This is a genomic window from Vibrio pomeroyi, from assembly GCF_024347595.1.
Classification (GTDB): Bacteria; Pseudomonadota; Gammaproteobacteria; order Enterobacterales; family Vibrionaceae; genus Vibrio; species Vibrio pomeroyi.
This window is the reverse complement of sequence record NZ_AP025506.1, coordinates 1,367,751-1,384,168: the sequence shown is the minus strand read 5'-3', so window position 1 is coordinate 1,384,168 and position 16,418 is coordinate 1,367,751. Positions and strand designations below refer to the sequence as shown.

The window sequence follows — 16,418 nt, the reverse complement described above, 5'->3', positions numbered from 1 at the left end:
TAAATGCAATGGGGAAAGCATGTTTACAGGGATGATCTTTATATTTGCTCCACTGGTCGTGGGGTATCTGTTTTCTATTTCAAACGCTCAAACGCTCGAATTTATCAACCGCTCAACATCACGTTTAATCTACGTGATTCTCGCCTTAATGGGCCTTAGCTTAGCGGCGCTCGATAACCTTGGCAGCAACCTGCAGACAATACTTCTTTATACCGTCACTTTCTTTGTCTGCTTAAGCGTCTGTAATCTAATGGCGCTTCCTGCGATTGATAAGTTACTGCCACTCAAAACAGACAGTAGCAAAAAGAAGCTGCCCCTCTCTTCGATGGCGATGGAATCTGCCAAGCTGATTTTAGTCGTGGGTTCTGGTCTTATTGCTGGTCTAGTGCTGCCTATCGGCCTTGACTGGGTAGATACGGCAAGTGAATGGATTCTGTTTGTGCTGCTGTTCTTTATTGGCATTCAACTGCGTAATAGCGGTTTAACACTTCGACAGATTTTGCTCAATAAACACGGCATGGTCATCGCGGTGACAATCATCATCACCTCAATGTTAGGCGGCGTTATCGCGGCTTACCTACTTGATATTCCACTGTTCAAAGCTTTAGCTATGTCTTCTGGTTTTGGCTGGTACTCTCTCGCCGGTATCTTAATGGGTGACGCGTTCGGCCCCGTTTATGGCGGAGCTTCTTTCATGCTAGAGCTTTTGAGAGAGTTAGTAGCATTAGTGCTGATCCCAGTGCTTATCCGCAGTTACCCATGCACCTCTATTGGCTATGCAGGCGCGACAGCAATGGACTTCACTTTGCCAGTGATTCAAACAACAGGTGGCGTTCGATGTGTCCCTATCGCGATTGTCAGTGGTTTTATATTGAGTCTGCTTGTGCCTATTTTGATGTTGTTCTTTGTATCTCTTGCTAACTAGATCGCAGGAATAGCGTTTGTTTTAGATTAGAATGCATCTCGAATACCAATGCCCAAGACACCGATACAGTTACCGAAATAAAAACACACTAAGTGTCATTGCTCAACAAATAACGATCACGGTAACCTGTAACGACAAAGTTATAAAAAGAATAAACTTACAAAAGGAACCACTATGAAACGCCTTTGCGTCGCATTACTGCTAGCTACAACTTCTACTTTCTCTTTTGCAGCAGATTCAATGTCTGAGACAAACCAGTGCCAAGCAAAAAAATATGATGCGTACATCGACGCTTCTTTAGGTTGGTATACTGACCTTGCGGCATTAACGTCTGAGCAATACCCAGAACTAACCGAAGTAAGTGAGTGGTTCCTAGAAGGTCGTAAGCACCACTTTGAGCTAAATCGTGCAGCCGTTCACTACTACTTAGTCAACGACTCAAGCAAAGTGGCAACAGAGCAACCTGTTGAAGGTTGGCTACAGCTTGAGCAACACGACATTAAGACGCTTTCACAGCGCGATGACGAACTAGGCAAAGTAGCAAAAACCACGTTCGACGACCGTCAATCAAAGCCTCATGCTCAAAACTACGAGCTACGTTCAGCGTTTGCAGAACTGCTTAGCCACCCTAAGCAAATCGACACAGCGCTTCAACGCTACAACCAGTCGATTGCTAAACTTGAAGCGATTAAGTGTAAATAACCACTCATTTAATATGCTTTTTTGAGAAGTTGGATTTCATAATTAAGACGGGACATTGTTCCCGTTTTCGTTTAGATTGTCCCGCTCGCGTCAATATTAGAAAAATAACTCGCTTGCTATGGTTACGGAACAAAAAACAGCAGATGTTAGCTTCGACAGTCTTCTACGTATCTTCACGGTACCGGAAGGCCCAGATTCAACACTCACTCAAATTGAAGACAAACTTTCACGAAACCTGAATCAATTCTTACGTGAACATATTGTGGCTGAAGAAAAGCCGCTGCGTGAAATTGAGAAAGATTTTTCAAATGCTCATATCCCAGAGCAGCCTGAGTTTGTTTCTGAACATACTGAGCATCTCCTCGATTCGCTCGTGTCTCATTCGGTACATACGTCTTCGCCAAGTTTTATTGGTCACATGACGTCTGCATTGCCGTACTTCCTGATGCCGCTTTCTAAAATCATGATTGCGTTGAATCAGAACCTAGTAAAAATTGAGACCTCCAAAGCTTTCACTCCCCTAGAACGCCAAGTTCTGGGCATGCTACATCGCTTGATCTATCAAGATAACGACCAGTTCTATTCTCGCTGGATGCACAGTGCTAACCACTCTTTGGGTGCGTTTTGTTCTGGCGGTACCATTGCAAACATTACGGCGCTTTGGGTTGCACGCAACAATGCACTGAAAGCACAAGGTTCGTTCAAAGGTGTCGAAAAAGAAGGCTTATTCAAAGCCATGAAGCACTACGACTATGAAGGTCTTGCCATCTTAGTCTCTGAACGTGGTCACTACTCTCTTAAGAAAGCCGCAGATGTGCTTGGTATTGGCCAAGAAGGTTTGGTATCGGTTAAGACGGATAACGACAACCGTATTTGCACTGACGACCTAAGACTTAAGATTGAGCAACTAAAGCAGAACAAGATTAAGCCTTTTGCCGTGATCGGCGTGGCTGGCACAACCGAAACTGGCAATATCGATCCACTTAAAGATATAGCTGAGGTGTGTGCAGAATCAGATTGTCACTTCCATGTGGATGCGGCTTGGGGCGGTGCGACCTTGATGTCTAACAATCATCGTCACCTGCTTGATGGTATCGAATTGGCTGACTCCGTCACCATCGATGCGCACAAACAGCTTTACATCCCTATGGGTGCAGGCATGGTTCTGTTTAAGAAGCCAGATGCGATGACAGCGATTGAACATCACGCTCAATACATCCTGCGTAAAGGCTCTAAAGACTTAGGCAGCCATACTTTAGAAGGTTCACGTTCAGGCATGGCGATGTTGGTTTATGCAGCTATGCACATCATTAGCCGCCCAGGTTATGAGCTGCTGATCGACCAAAGCATCAATAAGGCACGTTACTTTGCCGACCTTATTAAACAGCAAAGCGATTTTGAGTTGGTATCAGAGCCAGAACTTTGCCTGCTGACTTATCGCTACGTACCTGAATCAGTAAAAGCTGCGCTGCTTAAAGCGGAGCCTGAACAACGCGTACAGTTGAACGAGTTGCTTAACGAACTGACTAAGTTTATTCAGAAGAAGCAGCGTGAAACCGGCAAATCTTTTGTATCACGAACACGCTTAAACCCTGAGGCTTGGGCACACCAGCCAATCATTGTTTTCCGCGTCGTGTTAGCTAACCCACTAACAGGTAATGAGATTCTTTCTTCAGTGCTTGAAGAACAACGCGAGATCTCTAAACTAGCGCCTAACTTGATGGGTAAAATCACCAAGTTGGTTACGCAAATCAACGCATAGCCATTCAATTTTAGTTGCATCAAATTGAAAATTTCTTTCTTTTTGATGTAACTAAGCTGTCAGTTCATACTCAATTTGCATTCTTTTTGCTCAAACCCTCTTCCAATTCTGTAGTTTTCTAAAATTTTGTTGAGGTTTGTCATATTCTTAAGCATTCATGCCGTGTTTTTGTATTAGTAAATAGTATGTTGGGTTTATACTGACTCTATGGTGCTAGTTAGCTTGATATCTATTTGAAGCAGCAGTATTTACGATACTGAATTTAAGTTTGGTTTTGTGATTATTGATATTTGTTTCAACCATACCCCCTGGTAAAAGATATTAACTGGCAAGTTGTTCTCTATACCCTTGTGAACACTATGAATACATTAGAAAAAATACAAAAAAACCTGGAAAATTTCAGCAAGTCTGAGCGTAAGGTAGCTGAAGTAATTATGGCTTCCCCTCAAACTGCAATCCATTCTAGCATTGCTACCTTAGCTAAGATGGCTGACGTAAGTGAGCCTACAGTTAACCGCTTCTGTCGTCGTTTAGACACTAAGGGCTTCCCTGACTTCAAACTTCACCTAGCTCAAAGCTTGGCGAACGGTACACCTTACGTGAACCGCAACGTTGAAGAAGACGATGGTCCAGATGCTTATACGCATAAGATTTTCGAATCGACTATGGCATGTCTAGACGTTGCTAAAAACAGTCTAGATGCGATGCAAGTAAACCGTGCGGTTGACTTGCTGACTCAAGCAAAACGCATTTCGTTCTTCGGACTGGGTGCCTCTTCTGCCGTAGCGAAAGACGCTCAAAACAAGTTTATTCGTTTTAATATCCCAATCACTTGTTTCGAAGACATCGTGATGCAACGAATGAGCTGCATCAACTGCAGTGATAACGACGTTATCGTTCTTATCTCTCACACGGGTCGCACTAAGAGCCAAGTTGAGATTGCAAACTTAGCGCGTGAAAACGGCGCAACGGTTATCGCTATCACAGCAAAAGACTCTCCACTAGATAAAGCAAGCTCGCTTTCTATCTCATTGGATGTACCGGAAGACACAGACGTTTATATGCCAATGGCAAGCCGCGTTGTTCAAATGACGGTTATTGATGTGCTAGCGACAGGCTTTACGCTGCGTCGTGGTTCTGGTTTCAGAGAGAACCTAAAGCGCGTTAAAGAGTCTCTTCGTGATTCACGTTACGAGAAATACTCTCAGTTCTAACCTTCTAGGTACGAACAAAGTGCCAATTGGATACGAACCAAAAGTTAGCGATTAAAAAACGGAGCCTAGTGCTCCGTTTTTGTTTGTCTGTTTTAAATGCTTTATTCAGCGAACAGGTCGAAGGCCGTTAAATAGTCCAGCTGTTACCTTTCTCTACCACGCTGTTTTCGGACGCGTAAGAGTTAATGATCGTGAAGCTTGATTCGACCATTGATGACTCTTCATCTTGGTGCTTCAAAGCCCCAGCATCTCTGCTCTCACCACAATCACACTTCTCGCAAACCTTCTGCAGAATATGAATTAAACGGTCTTGGTTCAGTGGTAACGGGTTTCCTTTTATCGCAACCGACTTAAGGGCATCAGTAGACACTTCATCGAACTGAGCTTCACAGACACCAAACTCTAGTAGACTTGGAAGCTTTAACGTATCCAGCACTTCAGATAGCCAAGTTATCGCCTCTTCTTCTGTCGCCTCGGAGTTATTTGTCACTATCTGAGCAATTCGTTGGTAGCGCACTAAGATGTCGGCTCTTTGCTGTTCTCTCGCAACAGCAATGTTTTCCAACATCACGAACGGGGCTAAGCGCGCGGTAATCACACTGTGTGGTGCTGAAATCTTGCCACCCAATGCAGAGGCTAAACCATGTGCTGCTCCAAGCTTGGCATTGGTTATCGCCATCCCGCCCAGCATAGATGCGAAAGCCAAGTCAGAACGAGCTTGAGGTTCATCATAAACGCACGCTTGAACTACAGAGCCACTCAGCTTACGTAACCCTTCTTCGCAGATCATATCAGTGAGCGGGTTAGGTTCACCACAAACATAAGCTTCCATCAGGTGAGTAAAGGCATCCATCGCACCGCGCCCTGACAAATATAGATTGGTGCCATGAGTTAAAGTTGGATCGACAATCGCAACGTCAGCCAACATATCTGGACTTCTAAGGCTGATCTTAACTTGGTCTTGCCCTGATTTAAGCACCGCATTTTTAGTCACCTCTGCGCCTGTACTGGCCGTGGTAGGAATCGCAATGAATGGAAGCGGCTTGGTTTTAAGAGGAACATTACGCCCGACGACTTCGACATAGTCGTATAAATTGCCTTGGTTAGGTAATACGGCGGCTAACGCTTTCCCCATATCGATCGCACTGCCTCCTCCCATAGAAACAACCATATCGGGCTTGAACCTTCGGGCAGATATCGCCGCCTCTTCGACCATTTTAATATTGGGTTCGCCGGAGACTGCGATGTGTTGATAGCGCATACCCTGAGCGTCTAGATAATCAGTGACAATTGACGTGCGTTCTAATGTATTGCCAGTAACCAATAGCACGCTGTAGCCGTATTGGTTAAAGAGAGACAATGAAGCGGAAAGTGCTCCATCACCAAAGATGATCTTTGTAGATGTCATAAATTGAAACATGGTGCCTCCTGCGCCTATGACCAAACAAAACTGCGAACTCTTGGTTTTTGGAATGTGGACTTTATAGCTCGTTTTTCTTGCCGTTTTAACTGGCAGATTTAGTAGCGAGGGTAAGAGCATGCTGAAAACGACATATGGCTAATAAAGAATACAAAACATGGTGGCGGTCCGTACATTTACGCCACGCCGCCTCTTTTCAATTTCGCTTCTTTCCCGCGCATCAGTATTAAGATGCCTCGTTCTATGCGTACGTTTTTTGACGAGGTGCAACTTGTCGCATTAAAGATAGATTAAAGTCCTATTCTTAGGGGTAATTCACACTCTTAAATTATGGGTAATCAACCTAGATACCCATCAGAAATAATCACGGATCCTTTTTGTGACCATTATTTGCTCTGATAGGCAAAACCTATTGTATTAAGAGGCAATTCCATCTTTATTTCCCCATGGCATTGAGGCATAGTTGGTTTTAAGAAATTTTGAGTGGCATTCATAAAAGAATAGTTAACATAAATGAGTTAACGAGCCTCATCCCGTATTTAGGAGAAATTAAATGTTTGTAGTTATTTTTGGTCGCCCTGCTTGCCCATTCTGTGTTCGTGCAAAAGAGCATGCTGAAACTCTTAAAGCTAAACGTGATGACTTCAACTACCGTTACGTTGACATTCACGCTGAAGGCATCAGCAAAGCTGACCTAGAGAAGACTGTAGGTAAGCCAGTAGACACAGTTCCACAAATCTTCATCGATCAAGACCACATTGGCGGCTGCACAGAATTTGAAGCATACGCAAAAGAAAACCTAGGTCTTTTCGACTAAGCTAAGATTTCTCTCAAGAGATCCAAGGCTGTAGCCTTAAACAGCTGACCAATTTTAGCGTTAGACTGTACGATTTATAAGAAGCCCGCTCACTGTAGCGGGCTTTTTTTATGACCATTTTTCGTACGGAATAAGAATAAGGTCAAAATCAAGTAAAATAGCAAAATATCGCTTATAATTTATTTATATTTAGATACAATTCACCTCTCAAACTTACCCTGTGTTTCACGCCAATTATTGAGCGACCACTGTGAATATCGACGTTGTTTTTCTGTTAGAACAAAACCCCATTCTCCTCATCTTTGTTGTTTTATCGATTGGATTAGCCATTGGTAAAATTCGTTTCGGTAGTCTCCAACTCGGCAATTCAATCGGTGTTCTGATTACTTCCCTCGTTATGGGACATCTTGGCTTTTCTTTTAACGCAGATGCACTCACCATTGGCTTCATGTTGTTTATCTACTGTGTTGGCATTGAAGCGGGTCCAAACTTCTTCGGTATCTTTTTCAGAGACGGTAAGCACTACCTCATTCTAAGCCTTGTGGTACTTTCTACCGCGATTGCCCTCACCTATTTCAGCAGTCACTACCTTGGCCTAGGCTTCGGCTTATCTGCCGGCATGATGGCAGGTGCGCTTACCGCAACACCTATCTTGGTAGGGGCGCAAGACGCTCTTAATTCTGGGCTTGCTGAAGTACCAAGAAACATGGACTTGAGCCTGATTATCGAAAACCTATCAGTGGGTTACGCGATGGCTTACTTGGTTGGCTTAATCAGCATGATCATGTTCGCTCGCCTGATTCCAAAGCTGCAAAAAGTAAACCTACACGACTCGGCTGAGCAGATTGCTCAAGAGCGTGGTTTAGGTGCTTCTGGCCAGCGTAAAGTTTATCTTCCTATCATTCGCGCCTATCGTGTGGGACCTGAGCTTATCTCTTGGACTGACGGTAAGAACCTACGTGAATTGGGTATCTATCGCCAAACAGGCTGTTACATCGAGCGTATTCGCCGTAATGGTATTCTTGCCCACCCAGATGGTGATGCAATTCTGCAAGAAGGTGACGAAATCGCACTGGTTGGTTTCCCAGACAGTCACGCGCGTCTTGACCCAAGCTTCCGTAACGGTAAAGAGGTTTTCGACCGTAACCTTCTCGATCTACGTATCGTGGAAGAAGAGATCGTCGTTAAAAGTGACAGCATCGCAGGTAAGCGCCTGTCAGACTTAAACCTGTCTGAATATGGCTGTTTCCTTAACCGCGTAGTACGTGCTCAAATTGAAATGCCGATGGACTTAAACATCGTGCTTTCAAAGGGTGATGTACTGCAGGTGAGTGGCGAAAAGAGTCGTGTTCACGGCCTAGCAGAGAAAATTGGTTTCATCTCGATCCATAGTCAAATGGCCGATTTGATGGCTTTCTGTAGCTTCTTCATTCTGGGTATTTTGTTTGGTTTGATCACCATGACATTCGGTCAGGTGTCGTTTGGACTAGGTAACGCGGTTGGCCTTCTTCTATCAGGCATCATGCTGGGCTTCTTACGAGCGAACCACCCTACTTTCGGTTACGTACCTCAGGGTGCGTTGAACATGGTCAAAGACCTCGGTTTGATGTTCTTCATGGTCGGTATCGGCTTAAGCGCCGGTGGAAAGATATTTGAGCACTTAACCCAAGTTGGCCCACAGGTCATTGGTATTGCTCTGGTGGTGAGTGTGCTGCCGGTATTCTTCGCTTACTTGGTTGGTGCTTATGTGTTGAAGATGAACCGAGCTCTATTGTTTGGTGCGATCATAGGTGCGCGAACCTGTGCTCCGGCAATGGACATCGTAAATGACCATGCTCGCTCAACAATCCCAGCTCTGGGTTATGCGGGCACCTACGCAATAGCAAACATATTGATGACCTTAGCAGGTACTTTCATCATCATCATTAGCTAGCGTCTACTGCATTAAAAGCAGCCAAGCTTAGATATTTCGAATGCACTAATTTACTTTGGGTTAGTGCATTTTTTATGGCCTGTTCTTAGCAATTCAGGCCTTCTTCCCCTCTCCTACTCTTAACTCTTTTCGTATCTCGAATCTCGTCACTCGTACCTGCTCTTTGATCTCTTCACATCTCGCCACTCGCATCCCGTATCTGCTCTTAATCTCTTCGCATCTCGCTACTCGTATCCCGAATCTACTCTTAATCTCTTCGCATCTCGCTACTCGTATCCCGTATCTGCTCTTAATCTCTTTAATCAAATAGCAGACAAAAAAATAGGCGCTCAATGAGCGCCTATTTCGTTTAGATTCGATAACTTGAATTAGATGTCAGCTACATCAAATTCAACAGCTGGGTTAACGTCAGCTTCGTAATCAACACCTTCAACACCGAAACCAAATAGCTTCAAGAACTCTTCTTTGTACTCTACGTAGTCAGTCAGTTCTTTTAGGTTCTCAGTTGTGATTTGAGGCCATAGGTTACGACAGTGATCTTGGATGTCTTCACGAAGCTCAAGATCATCTAGACGTAGACGGTTCACTTCATCTACTTCTGGAGCGCTGCCGTCTTCTTTGTATAGACGTTGGCTGAACATACGGAAGATCTGTTCCATACAACCTTCGTGAATACCTTCTTCACGCATCTTCTTGAACACCATAGCGATGTAAAGAGGCATAACAGGGATTGCAGAGCTTGCTTGAGTCACAACAGACTTAAGAACAGCAACGTTTGCAGTACCGCCAGTTTGGCCTAGTTTCTCGTTCAGCGCTGATGCTGCACGGTCTAGATCCATCTTAGCTTTACCTAGCGCGCCATCCCAGTAGATTGGCCACGTTAGTTCAGTACCGATGTAGCTGTAAGCAACAGTTTTACAACCGTCAGCTAGAACACCCGCTTCAGAAAGAGCGTTGATCCAAAGTTCCCAATCTTCACCGCCCATTACTGTAACAGTGTCTTTGATTTCTTCTTCAGATGCAGGCTCAACACTAGCTTCGATGATAGTGTCTTTGTTGGTATCAACCGCTGTTGATGTGTACGTTTCGCCGATAGGTTTTAGAGCTGAACGAATCACTTCACCAGTCTCTGGCATTTTACGCACAGGAGATGCCAGTGAATATACAACCATATCGATTTGACCTAGATCTTCTTTGATCAGATCAATTGTTTTCTGTTTCGCTTCGTTAGAGAAAGCATCGCCGTTAAGGCTTTTTGAATACAGGCCTTCTTCTTTAGCTAGCTTGTCGAACGCTGCTGAGTTGTAGAAGCCAGCTGTACCCGGCTTTTTCTCAGTACCGGCTTTCTCGAAGAAAACACCGATAGTTGAAGCGCCGCCACCAAATGCAGCCGCAATACGTGAAGACAAGCCGTAGCCACTTGAAGAGCCAACAACTAGTACACGTTTAGGTGCGTTTGCGATTGGGCCTTGAGCTTTTGTGTAAGCAATTTGTTCTTTTACATTAGCTTCACAACCGACTGGATGTGTTGTAGTACAGATGAATCCGCGAATTCGAGGTTTGATGATCATATTCAACTTCCTTAAAAAATCAGGTTAAGGATAAAAGTTTCGTACGCAAATGGCATCTAATTTCTGTAAAAATGTGGTGAAAATGCAAGTGGTTGGAGCACTCAGCGAATATTTGCTGACTAAGTCACCATTTGTTAACGCGTCTATTGCAACTTCTACGACAAAAACAAAAAAAGGCACCTTATTAGGTGCCTTTTGTCATTTCTTTATCTAAGCAACGCTATTTAGCTTAGGTTTTAACTCTTTTCGCGTCAAAGTTTCACTAAAGTCATGACTGAAGTGGTCAACTTGAATCGCTGCGTAGCGTAGTTTGTCTGCTGCAATGATTTGGTCAACTTCGTCTTGAGTAAGAACGCCTGCCGCCAGTGCCTGAGCAAGTTTATCTTGCAATAGACCTTTACGAGCCACTTTGCCCTCTTTCACCGCTTTGAAGATCTTACGCTCAAGAGGCTTGATGCTGTACATCGCATTGAACGCATTTTCCATCAAGCCAACGCTATCCTCTTCTTCTTTACCAATGTAGCAAAGGTGAGTCAGACGTTCACGGTGCGCACCCGGAGTCATCAAACTTTCAGCCAGTTGTACCGTTAGATTATCACTTGGTTTTTCAAAATGGTTACCTACCGGGAAAACGAGACCTTTGAGTACTTTACCAACCATCTTGTTCGGGAAGTTTCTGTACGCTTCTTGTAGCGATTTCGCCGCGTTATGGAAACAGTGTTGAACCGCGTAGTGTACGTAGTCTAGGTCAGCTTGTTGACGACCTTCGTCTTCATACTTCTTAAGCGCTGCAGACGCCATGTATAGGTAACTTAGACCATCACCTAAACGTGCAGAGATAAGCTCTTTACGTTTCAGTTCGCCACCTAGCGTTAGCATTGCGAAGTCTGCACTTACCGCTAATGCACGGCTTAGACGAGTTAAGTCTTGGTAGTAAGGCTTTGTTGGGCCGCTCATATCCGCTTTAATGAACTTAGAGCCTGTCAATGCCGCACCAAACGCGCCAAACGTGTTCTTAGTCGCGTGACCAATATGCTTGAACAACAAGTTATCGAAATCCTTCGCACCTTGCTTCTCATCTGGGTTTGCTGCCGCTTCCATTTCGCTTAGCACGTATGGGTGACAACGTGTCGCACCTTGACCGAAGATCATCAGGTTGCGAGTTAAGATGTTCGCACCTTCTACTGTGATAGCAACTGGAATACCTAGGTAAGGCGCAGCCAAGTAGTTCATTGGGCCATCTTGAATTGCACGACCCGAGTGGATATCCATTGAATCGTTCAGAATCGTACGCGCCATCTCTGTCATGTGGTACTTAGCGATAGCCGTTACGATACCCGGTTTCTCTTTCATATCGAGTGAAGTAGTTGTCAGCGTACGAGTTGCTTCTAGTAGATACGTTAAGCCACCAATACGGCCTAGGCTCTCAGCAACACCTTCGAACTTACCAATCGACATACCGAACTGCTTACGAACATAAGCGTATGCGCCAGTTGTTCTCGCAGTTAAGTGGCCCATTGCTGTACCCAGTGCTGGTAGTGAAATACCACGACCTGCAGACAGACATTCCACCAGCATACGCCAGCCTTTACCTGCGTAATCTGCGCCACCGATTAACCACTCCATAGGGATGAATACATCATGACCGCGTGTTGGACCGTTCATAAATGCAAGGCCAAGTGGGTCATGACGCTCACCAATCACAACACCTTCGTGGTCAGCTGGAATTAGCGCACAAGTGATACCGATATCTTCTTTGTCGCCAAGCAGTTTCTCTGGATCGTGCAGTTTGAAAGCCAAACCAAGTACCGTTGCCACTGGTGCTAGCGTAATGTATCGCTTGTTCCAGTTAAGCTTGATACCTAGTGTCTCTTTGCCTTCGTGCATACCCATACACACAGTGCCGACATCAGGAATACCACCCGCATCAGAACCCGCTTCAGGGCCCGTTAATGCGAAACATGGGATATCTGTGCCGTCAGCGAGACGCGGTAGCCAGTAGTCTTTTTGATCTTGAGTACCGTAGTGAGACAGCAGCTCACCTGGACCAAGAGAGTTTGGAACCATGACTGACACTGCAGTACTGATACTGCGAGTCGCAATCTTAGTTACGATAGTTGAGTTTGCGTGTGCTGAAAATTCACGACCGCCGTACTCTTTCGCAATAATTAGCGAGAAGAAACGCTCTTTACGTAAGAAGTTCCAAACCTCTTCAGGAAGGTCTCGGTCTTCTTTTACGATTTGGTGGTCATCAAGCATAGCGAGCAGAGTTTCAAGTTCATTATCCATGAACGATTGCTCTTCTGCTGTCAGCTGAGGTTTTGGATATTGGTGCAGCTTAGTGAAATCTGGTTTACCAGAAAACAGCTCTCCATCCCACCAAACACTACCCGCTTCCATCGCTTCTTTCTCGGTGCTAGATAGTGGTGGTAATACTTTTTTAAAGAGTTTAAAAGCTGGGTCACTTACCCATTTTTGTCTTAGAGAGCTCATAGTTCAGATCCTTTTGTTCACTATTTTGGTTGTGAATGTTTCGCTTTTTATTATTTTATTCTTCTGCTGACATGCCAGCGGCCAAGTATGGAATAAGAATATCGACCACTGCTTTGGCATCTATTCGCTTGCCGTAATCATTCTCTGCGATTTCAACGAGAGCCTGACTGGAAGCCATGGTGAAAACACAAGTCCCTAGGGTGAAGTGCAATCGCCAAAATAACTGTTCTTGAGTGAGGTTCGGGTTAGCTTTCATTACTGAACTGGTAAACAGAGTCAAAACTTCGCTGTAGCGAGTTGTAATGAACCAACGCAAGTGACCTTGCACATCCGTATAGCCTCGACCGATGAGTAACATAAATCGGCTCGTACCATTTGGCCTTACATCGTTAAGTGCTCTTAGTGGTTGTCTTAAAGACTCAAACACGTCACTCATAGAATACGTTTCGTTCAAGTTTAAGTTCACTAAAGCGTCTTGCAGTGCTGGCATAAATGCTTCTAAGTATCGATTTAACACGGCACGAACCAGAGTCTTCTTATCGCCAAAGTGGTAGTTCACTGAAGCAAGATTGACATTGGCTTTACCCGTAATAGTGCGTAAAGAGGTGTCATTAAAACCGTGCTCAGCAAATAAGCCTTCAGCCACATCTAAGATTTTGTCTTTGGTTGTACTTCTTGGTGCCATTTCAATCACTCGTATTAAACAACTGTTTGAAATATACGCTTAGTACATTTATTTAACAAGCAAGCAACATCACATTTTCACAAATTGGTCGTACCAGTTCATAAAAGTCTGCACTAACCGATTGAATCGACGTGTGTTTACAAAAAAAGGAAAAATTAATGAATTTTCTGGGAACTGAAATTGAAAAGGAGGGTCATAAATTATGTAGAAAACAGAGTATTTAGAAGTTTAACAGGCCGTCAAACTTGTTTTTCTCCCTGCTTTCTTAATTACTGCATTTTCCTTATTAACTCCTATACTTGTATCCGCCCAAACCACGTTGGTTTGGGCTTTTTTTTGATGTTCAAGTACGAGCATATCCAATAGTAATCATTCATTGAGAACGTATCTCGATATACTCACTGGTACACGCTAAGGCTAAAGGTAGTTTATAAATAGCACGACGTTAGAGTTGTCAGGTTGCCTAACAATGATAAGGCTCAAAGCCTATACAAGAGGGGCTCCCTCTTACTCTACCGGCCATTCATTAGTCTCTATACCATTAAGAGTACCACCAAGTTTCATCTCACATGTTGTTTCCAGAACGCTCAAAATAGAGCTGAAACTTTTGGCACATTCTTAGTGTTGATATCGACATTTCAAACAAGCTCACGCCCTATCCTCACCTATGCGAACACTTGCTTAGTAATGGCCTTAATCCACTTCGTAAATCATCCACTCAAAAGTTGCCGACCTCGACTATTAGCAAATTAATCAATAGCAATAGCGACTTACCTTCGAAATAAAGCCCATAAACTTAGCATTTTTGTCCATATGTCCTAAGCTTCGTTTAATACCCTTTCTCAATTAGGAAGTTAAACGCAAGTTAGGGAAAGGTAGGGACATTAAAAGTAGAAGGAGACCTACTTTGAGACTGTTTAAATTATCCATCATGTGTTGCTTAGTCGTTGCAACTACACTCTCTGCTCAAACTTTGGAACAGGCCGTCGCCATTACCTTGGCAACAAACCCTGAAATCAAAAGTATCTTTAATGAGTTTGTGAGTGTCCAAAAACGTAATGACGCCGCTGGCGGTGCGTATAGACCAAGCATCGACCTTGATGCCGGTATTGGCTACGAAGGTATAAACCCTGCACCAAACAATGGCCCAGATACAGACTTAACACGAAAGGAAGCAACGATATCCCTCACTCAGTTGCTGTGGGATGGTTCATCGACTCTCAACGACATTGATCGTACTGCCGCAGAAGCAGAATCGGTTCGCTTACAACTGTTAGCGGATGCTGAAGATAAAGCGCTAGAGGTCACTCAGATCTACTTAGACGCCGTCAAAGCAACTGAAGTTTTAGCCCTTTCGGAAAGTAACCTTGCTATCCACAAGAAAATCTATAAAGACATCAAAAAGCGTGCTGTCTCAGGGATAGGATCAACCGCAGATGTGTCTCAAGTAGAAGCTAGGATTGCAAAAGCGCACGGCAACTTATTAGCCGCTCAAAACAATTTAATCGATACCCATACCCAATTTAGACGAATAGTAGGTCAAGAACCACTAGGCTTAGTTTACCCAAGAGCCGATATTTCGATGATTCCTCTGTCATTATCAGATGCCCTTGTTGATGCACTAGACCAGCACCCTGTCATCAAGGTCGCTACTGCAGATGTTGATTCCGCGCACTTCCAATACAAACAATCAAAAGGTGTTAATTACCCGACCTTCTCTATTGAAGCCTCTCAGTCATGGCGTGATGATGCGGGTGGCGATGAAGGTTCGAGCCAAGAAACACTGGCAATGCTACGAATGAGATACAACCTCTACAACGGTGGCACTGACAGTGCAAACTCAGAAGCTGCGGCTTATCAACTCAATAAAGCAAAGGATCTGAGAGATCGTGCTTATAGACAAGTTGAAGAAGGACTGCGCCTCTCTTGGAGTGCATTGGATCTTACGTTACAACAAAAGAACTTCTTATCTGATCACGTAGATTCTGCGTCAGAGACCGTTATCGCTTATGAAAAACAATATCGAATCGGTAAACGTACGCTTCTAGATTTACTCAACACCGAAAATGAATTGTTTGAAGCTCGTAAAGATTACTTAGATGCGCATTACGCTGAACAGTACGCGAAATACCGTGTAATGAACGCGACAGGTTCTCTATTGAACGCTCTGCTAGTCGACATCCCTGACGAGTGGACAACGGCCGTGGAGTATTAATCATGAAGATAACTTACTTACTACTTCCTGCATTGACAATGACCTTGCTAGCCTGCTCTAGCCAACAGGAAGAAGAATATATTGAGACACCTGAAGCGTCGCAGATTTCAGATCTGCAAGACGATGATAACGATGGCGTGGTCAATGCTCGAGACACCTGCCCTGGCACACCTGAATCATCTCTGGTTGATAATGAAGGTTGTGGCGAAACGGTTAGCTCGCAAGAAGTCAGACAGTTGAACATCCTGTTTGCCAATGACTCATTTGAAGTTAACCCGATATTCTCTGATCAAATCACCACTATGGCTGAGTTCCTAGAAACCTACCAAAGCGCTTCGATTGAGATTCAGGGCTATGCCAGTAAAGTCGGAGCGAGTGAATACAATTTGGAGCTATCAAAGAAACGCGCTCACCACGTTGAAGATGAACTACTATCGAATGGTATCGACCCAAGTCGAGTAAGAGTTGTCGGTTACGGTGAAGAGCGATTAGAGAGCGAAGGCGATGATGCAACTTCCCATGCACTAAACCGACGAGTAACAGCAACGGTTGTCGGCCTAAGTGAGCAAATCGTCGAAGAGTGGACCATATTTACCACGCTTAAAAAGTAGCGTGACATCGTCACCATGCTGATGAGGTTGGTATTAAAAATGACCTACTAGATTGCTAACTAGCAAACCG

Annotated in this window: 12 protein-coding genes; 8 read left to right on the top strand and 4 right to left on the bottom strand. The window is 44.3% G+C overall.

Going from position 1 to position 16,418, the window contains the following annotated elements:
• Positions 1 to 19 precede the first annotated feature (19 nt).
• The 4 genes from OCV12_RS06165 (at position 20) to OCV12_RS06150 (ending at position 4,603) form a co-directional block, all read left to right on the top strand.
• Complete coding sequence (locus OCV12_RS06165; RefSeq protein WP_176681525.1) at positions 20 to 925, top strand: lysine exporter LysO family protein; 906 nt, start codon at positions 20 to 22, stop codon at positions 923 to 925.
• A 174-nt stretch (positions 926 to 1,099) separates the two neighbouring features.
• Positions 1,100 to 1,627, top strand: a complete 528-nt coding sequence (locus OCV12_RS06160) for a hypothetical protein (RefSeq protein ID WP_146492362.1) — start codon at positions 1,100 to 1,102, stop codon at positions 1,625 to 1,627.
• A gap of 118 nt (positions 1,628 to 1,745) precedes the next feature.
• On the top strand, positions 1,746 to 3,389 hold the full coding sequence (panP, locus tag OCV12_RS06155; RefSeq protein ID WP_017630381.1) for a pyridoxal-dependent aspartate 1-decarboxylase PanP: 1,644 nt from the start codon (positions 1,746 to 1,748) through the stop codon (positions 3,387 to 3,389).
• Between the two features lie 359 nt (positions 3,390 to 3,748).
• Positions 3,749 to 4,603: a MurR/RpiR family transcriptional regulator gene (locus tag OCV12_RS06150; RefSeq protein WP_004734686.1), complete on the top strand. Its 855-nt coding sequence runs from the start codon at positions 3,749 to 3,751 to the stop codon at positions 4,601 to 4,603.
• A gap of 127 nt (positions 4,604 to 4,730) precedes the next feature.
• Here OCV12_RS06150 and OCV12_RS06145 read toward each other — a convergent pair whose 3' ends face one another.
• Positions 4,731 to 6,023 carry an iron-containing alcohol dehydrogenase gene (locus OCV12_RS06145; protein ID WP_261885625.1) on the bottom strand — a complete coding sequence of 431 codons (1,293 nt, stop codon included), beginning with the start codon at positions 6,021 to 6,023 and terminating at the stop codon, positions 4,731 to 4,733.
• A gap of 553 nt (positions 6,024 to 6,576) precedes the next feature.
• On the opposite strand from OCV12_RS06145, the gene OCV12_RS06140 reads away from it, so the two are divergent.
• Entirely contained in the window at positions 6,577 to 6,840 is a 264-nt protein-coding gene (locus OCV12_RS06140) for a GrxA family glutaredoxin (RefSeq protein WP_009847069.1), read from the top strand.
• Positions 6,841 to 7,090: 250 nt separating this feature from the next.
• Positions 7,091 to 8,773 carry an aspartate:alanine antiporter gene (locus OCV12_RS06135; RefSeq protein ID WP_017630384.1) on the top strand — a complete coding sequence of 561 codons (1,683 nt, stop codon included), beginning with the start codon at positions 7,091 to 7,093 and terminating at the stop codon, positions 8,771 to 8,773.
• Positions 8,774 to 9,141: 368 nt separating this feature from the next.
• Here OCV12_RS06135 and fabV read toward each other — a convergent pair whose 3' ends face one another.
• The 3 genes from fabV to OCV12_RS06120 form a co-directional block, all read right to left on the bottom strand.
• Positions 9,142 to 10,344 carry an enoyl-ACP reductase FabV gene (fabV, locus tag OCV12_RS06130; RefSeq protein WP_048664789.1) on the bottom strand — a complete coding sequence of 401 codons (1,203 nt, stop codon included), beginning with the start codon at positions 10,342 to 10,344 and terminating at the stop codon, positions 9,142 to 9,144.
• A 210-nt stretch (positions 10,345 to 10,554) separates the two neighbouring features.
• A complete protein-coding gene (locus OCV12_RS06125; protein ID WP_261885624.1) occupies positions 10,555 to 12,837 on the bottom strand; it encodes an acyl-CoA dehydrogenase in 2,283 nt (760 codons plus the stop codon).
• A gap of 55 nt (positions 12,838 to 12,892) precedes the next feature.
• The gene (locus tag OCV12_RS06120; protein WP_017631427.1) at positions 12,893 to 13,522 is read right to left on the bottom strand and encodes a TetR/AcrR family transcriptional regulator; all 630 of its coding nucleotides are present in this window, start codon (positions 13,520 to 13,522) and stop codon (positions 12,893 to 12,895) included.
• A 907-nt stretch (positions 13,523 to 14,429) separates the two neighbouring features.
• Here OCV12_RS06120 and OCV12_RS06115 point away from each other — a divergent pair.
• The gene (locus tag OCV12_RS06115; protein WP_261885623.1) at positions 14,430 to 15,737 is read left to right on the top strand and encodes a TolC family outer membrane protein; all 1,308 of its coding nucleotides are present in this window, start codon (positions 14,430 to 14,432) and stop codon (positions 15,735 to 15,737) included.
• The gene (locus OCV12_RS06110; RefSeq protein ID WP_026084313.1) at positions 15,737 to 16,348 is read left to right on the top strand and encodes an OmpA family protein; all 612 of its coding nucleotides are present in this window, start codon (positions 15,737 to 15,739) and stop codon (positions 16,346 to 16,348) included. Before OCV12_RS06115 ends, OCV12_RS06110 begins: the two co-directional genes overlap by 1 nt.
• Positions 16,349 to 16,418 lie beyond the last annotated feature (70 nt).

What these genes read in the sequence shown, in the direction of transcription:
- OCV12_RS06165 (WP_176681525.1), top strand. Translation starts at nt 20, where the DNA reads ATGTTTACAGGGATGATCTTTATATTTGCTCCACTGGTCGTGGGGTAT.
- OCV12_RS06160 (WP_146492362.1), top strand. Translation starts at nt 1,100, where the DNA reads ATGAAACGCCTTTGCGTCGCATTACTGCTAGCTACAACTTCTACTTTC.
- panP (WP_017630381.1), top strand. Translation starts at nt 1,746, where the DNA reads ATGGTTACGGAACAAAAAACAGCAGATGTTAGCTTCGACAGTCTTCTA.
- OCV12_RS06150 (WP_004734686.1), top strand. Translation starts at nt 3,749, where the DNA reads ATGAATACATTAGAAAAAATACAAAAAAACCTGGAAAATTTCAGCAAG.
- OCV12_RS06145 (WP_261885625.1), bottom strand. Translation starts at nt 6,023, where the DNA reads ATGTTTCAATTTATGACATCTACAAAGATCATCTTTGGTGATGGAGCA.
- OCV12_RS06140 (WP_009847069.1), top strand. Translation starts at nt 6,577, where the DNA reads ATGTTTGTAGTTATTTTTGGTCGCCCTGCTTGCCCATTCTGTGTTCGT.
- fabV (WP_048664789.1), bottom strand. Translation starts at nt 10,344, where the DNA reads ATGATCATCAAACCTCGAATTCGCGGATTCATCTGTACTACAACACAT.
- OCV12_RS06125 (WP_261885624.1), bottom strand. Translation starts at nt 12,837, where the DNA reads ATGAGCTCTCTAAGACAAAAATGGGTAAGTGACCCAGCTTTTAAACTC.
- OCV12_RS06120 (WP_017631427.1), bottom strand. Translation starts at nt 13,522, where the DNA reads ATGGCACCAAGAAGTACAACCAAAGACAAAATCTTAGATGTGGCTGAA.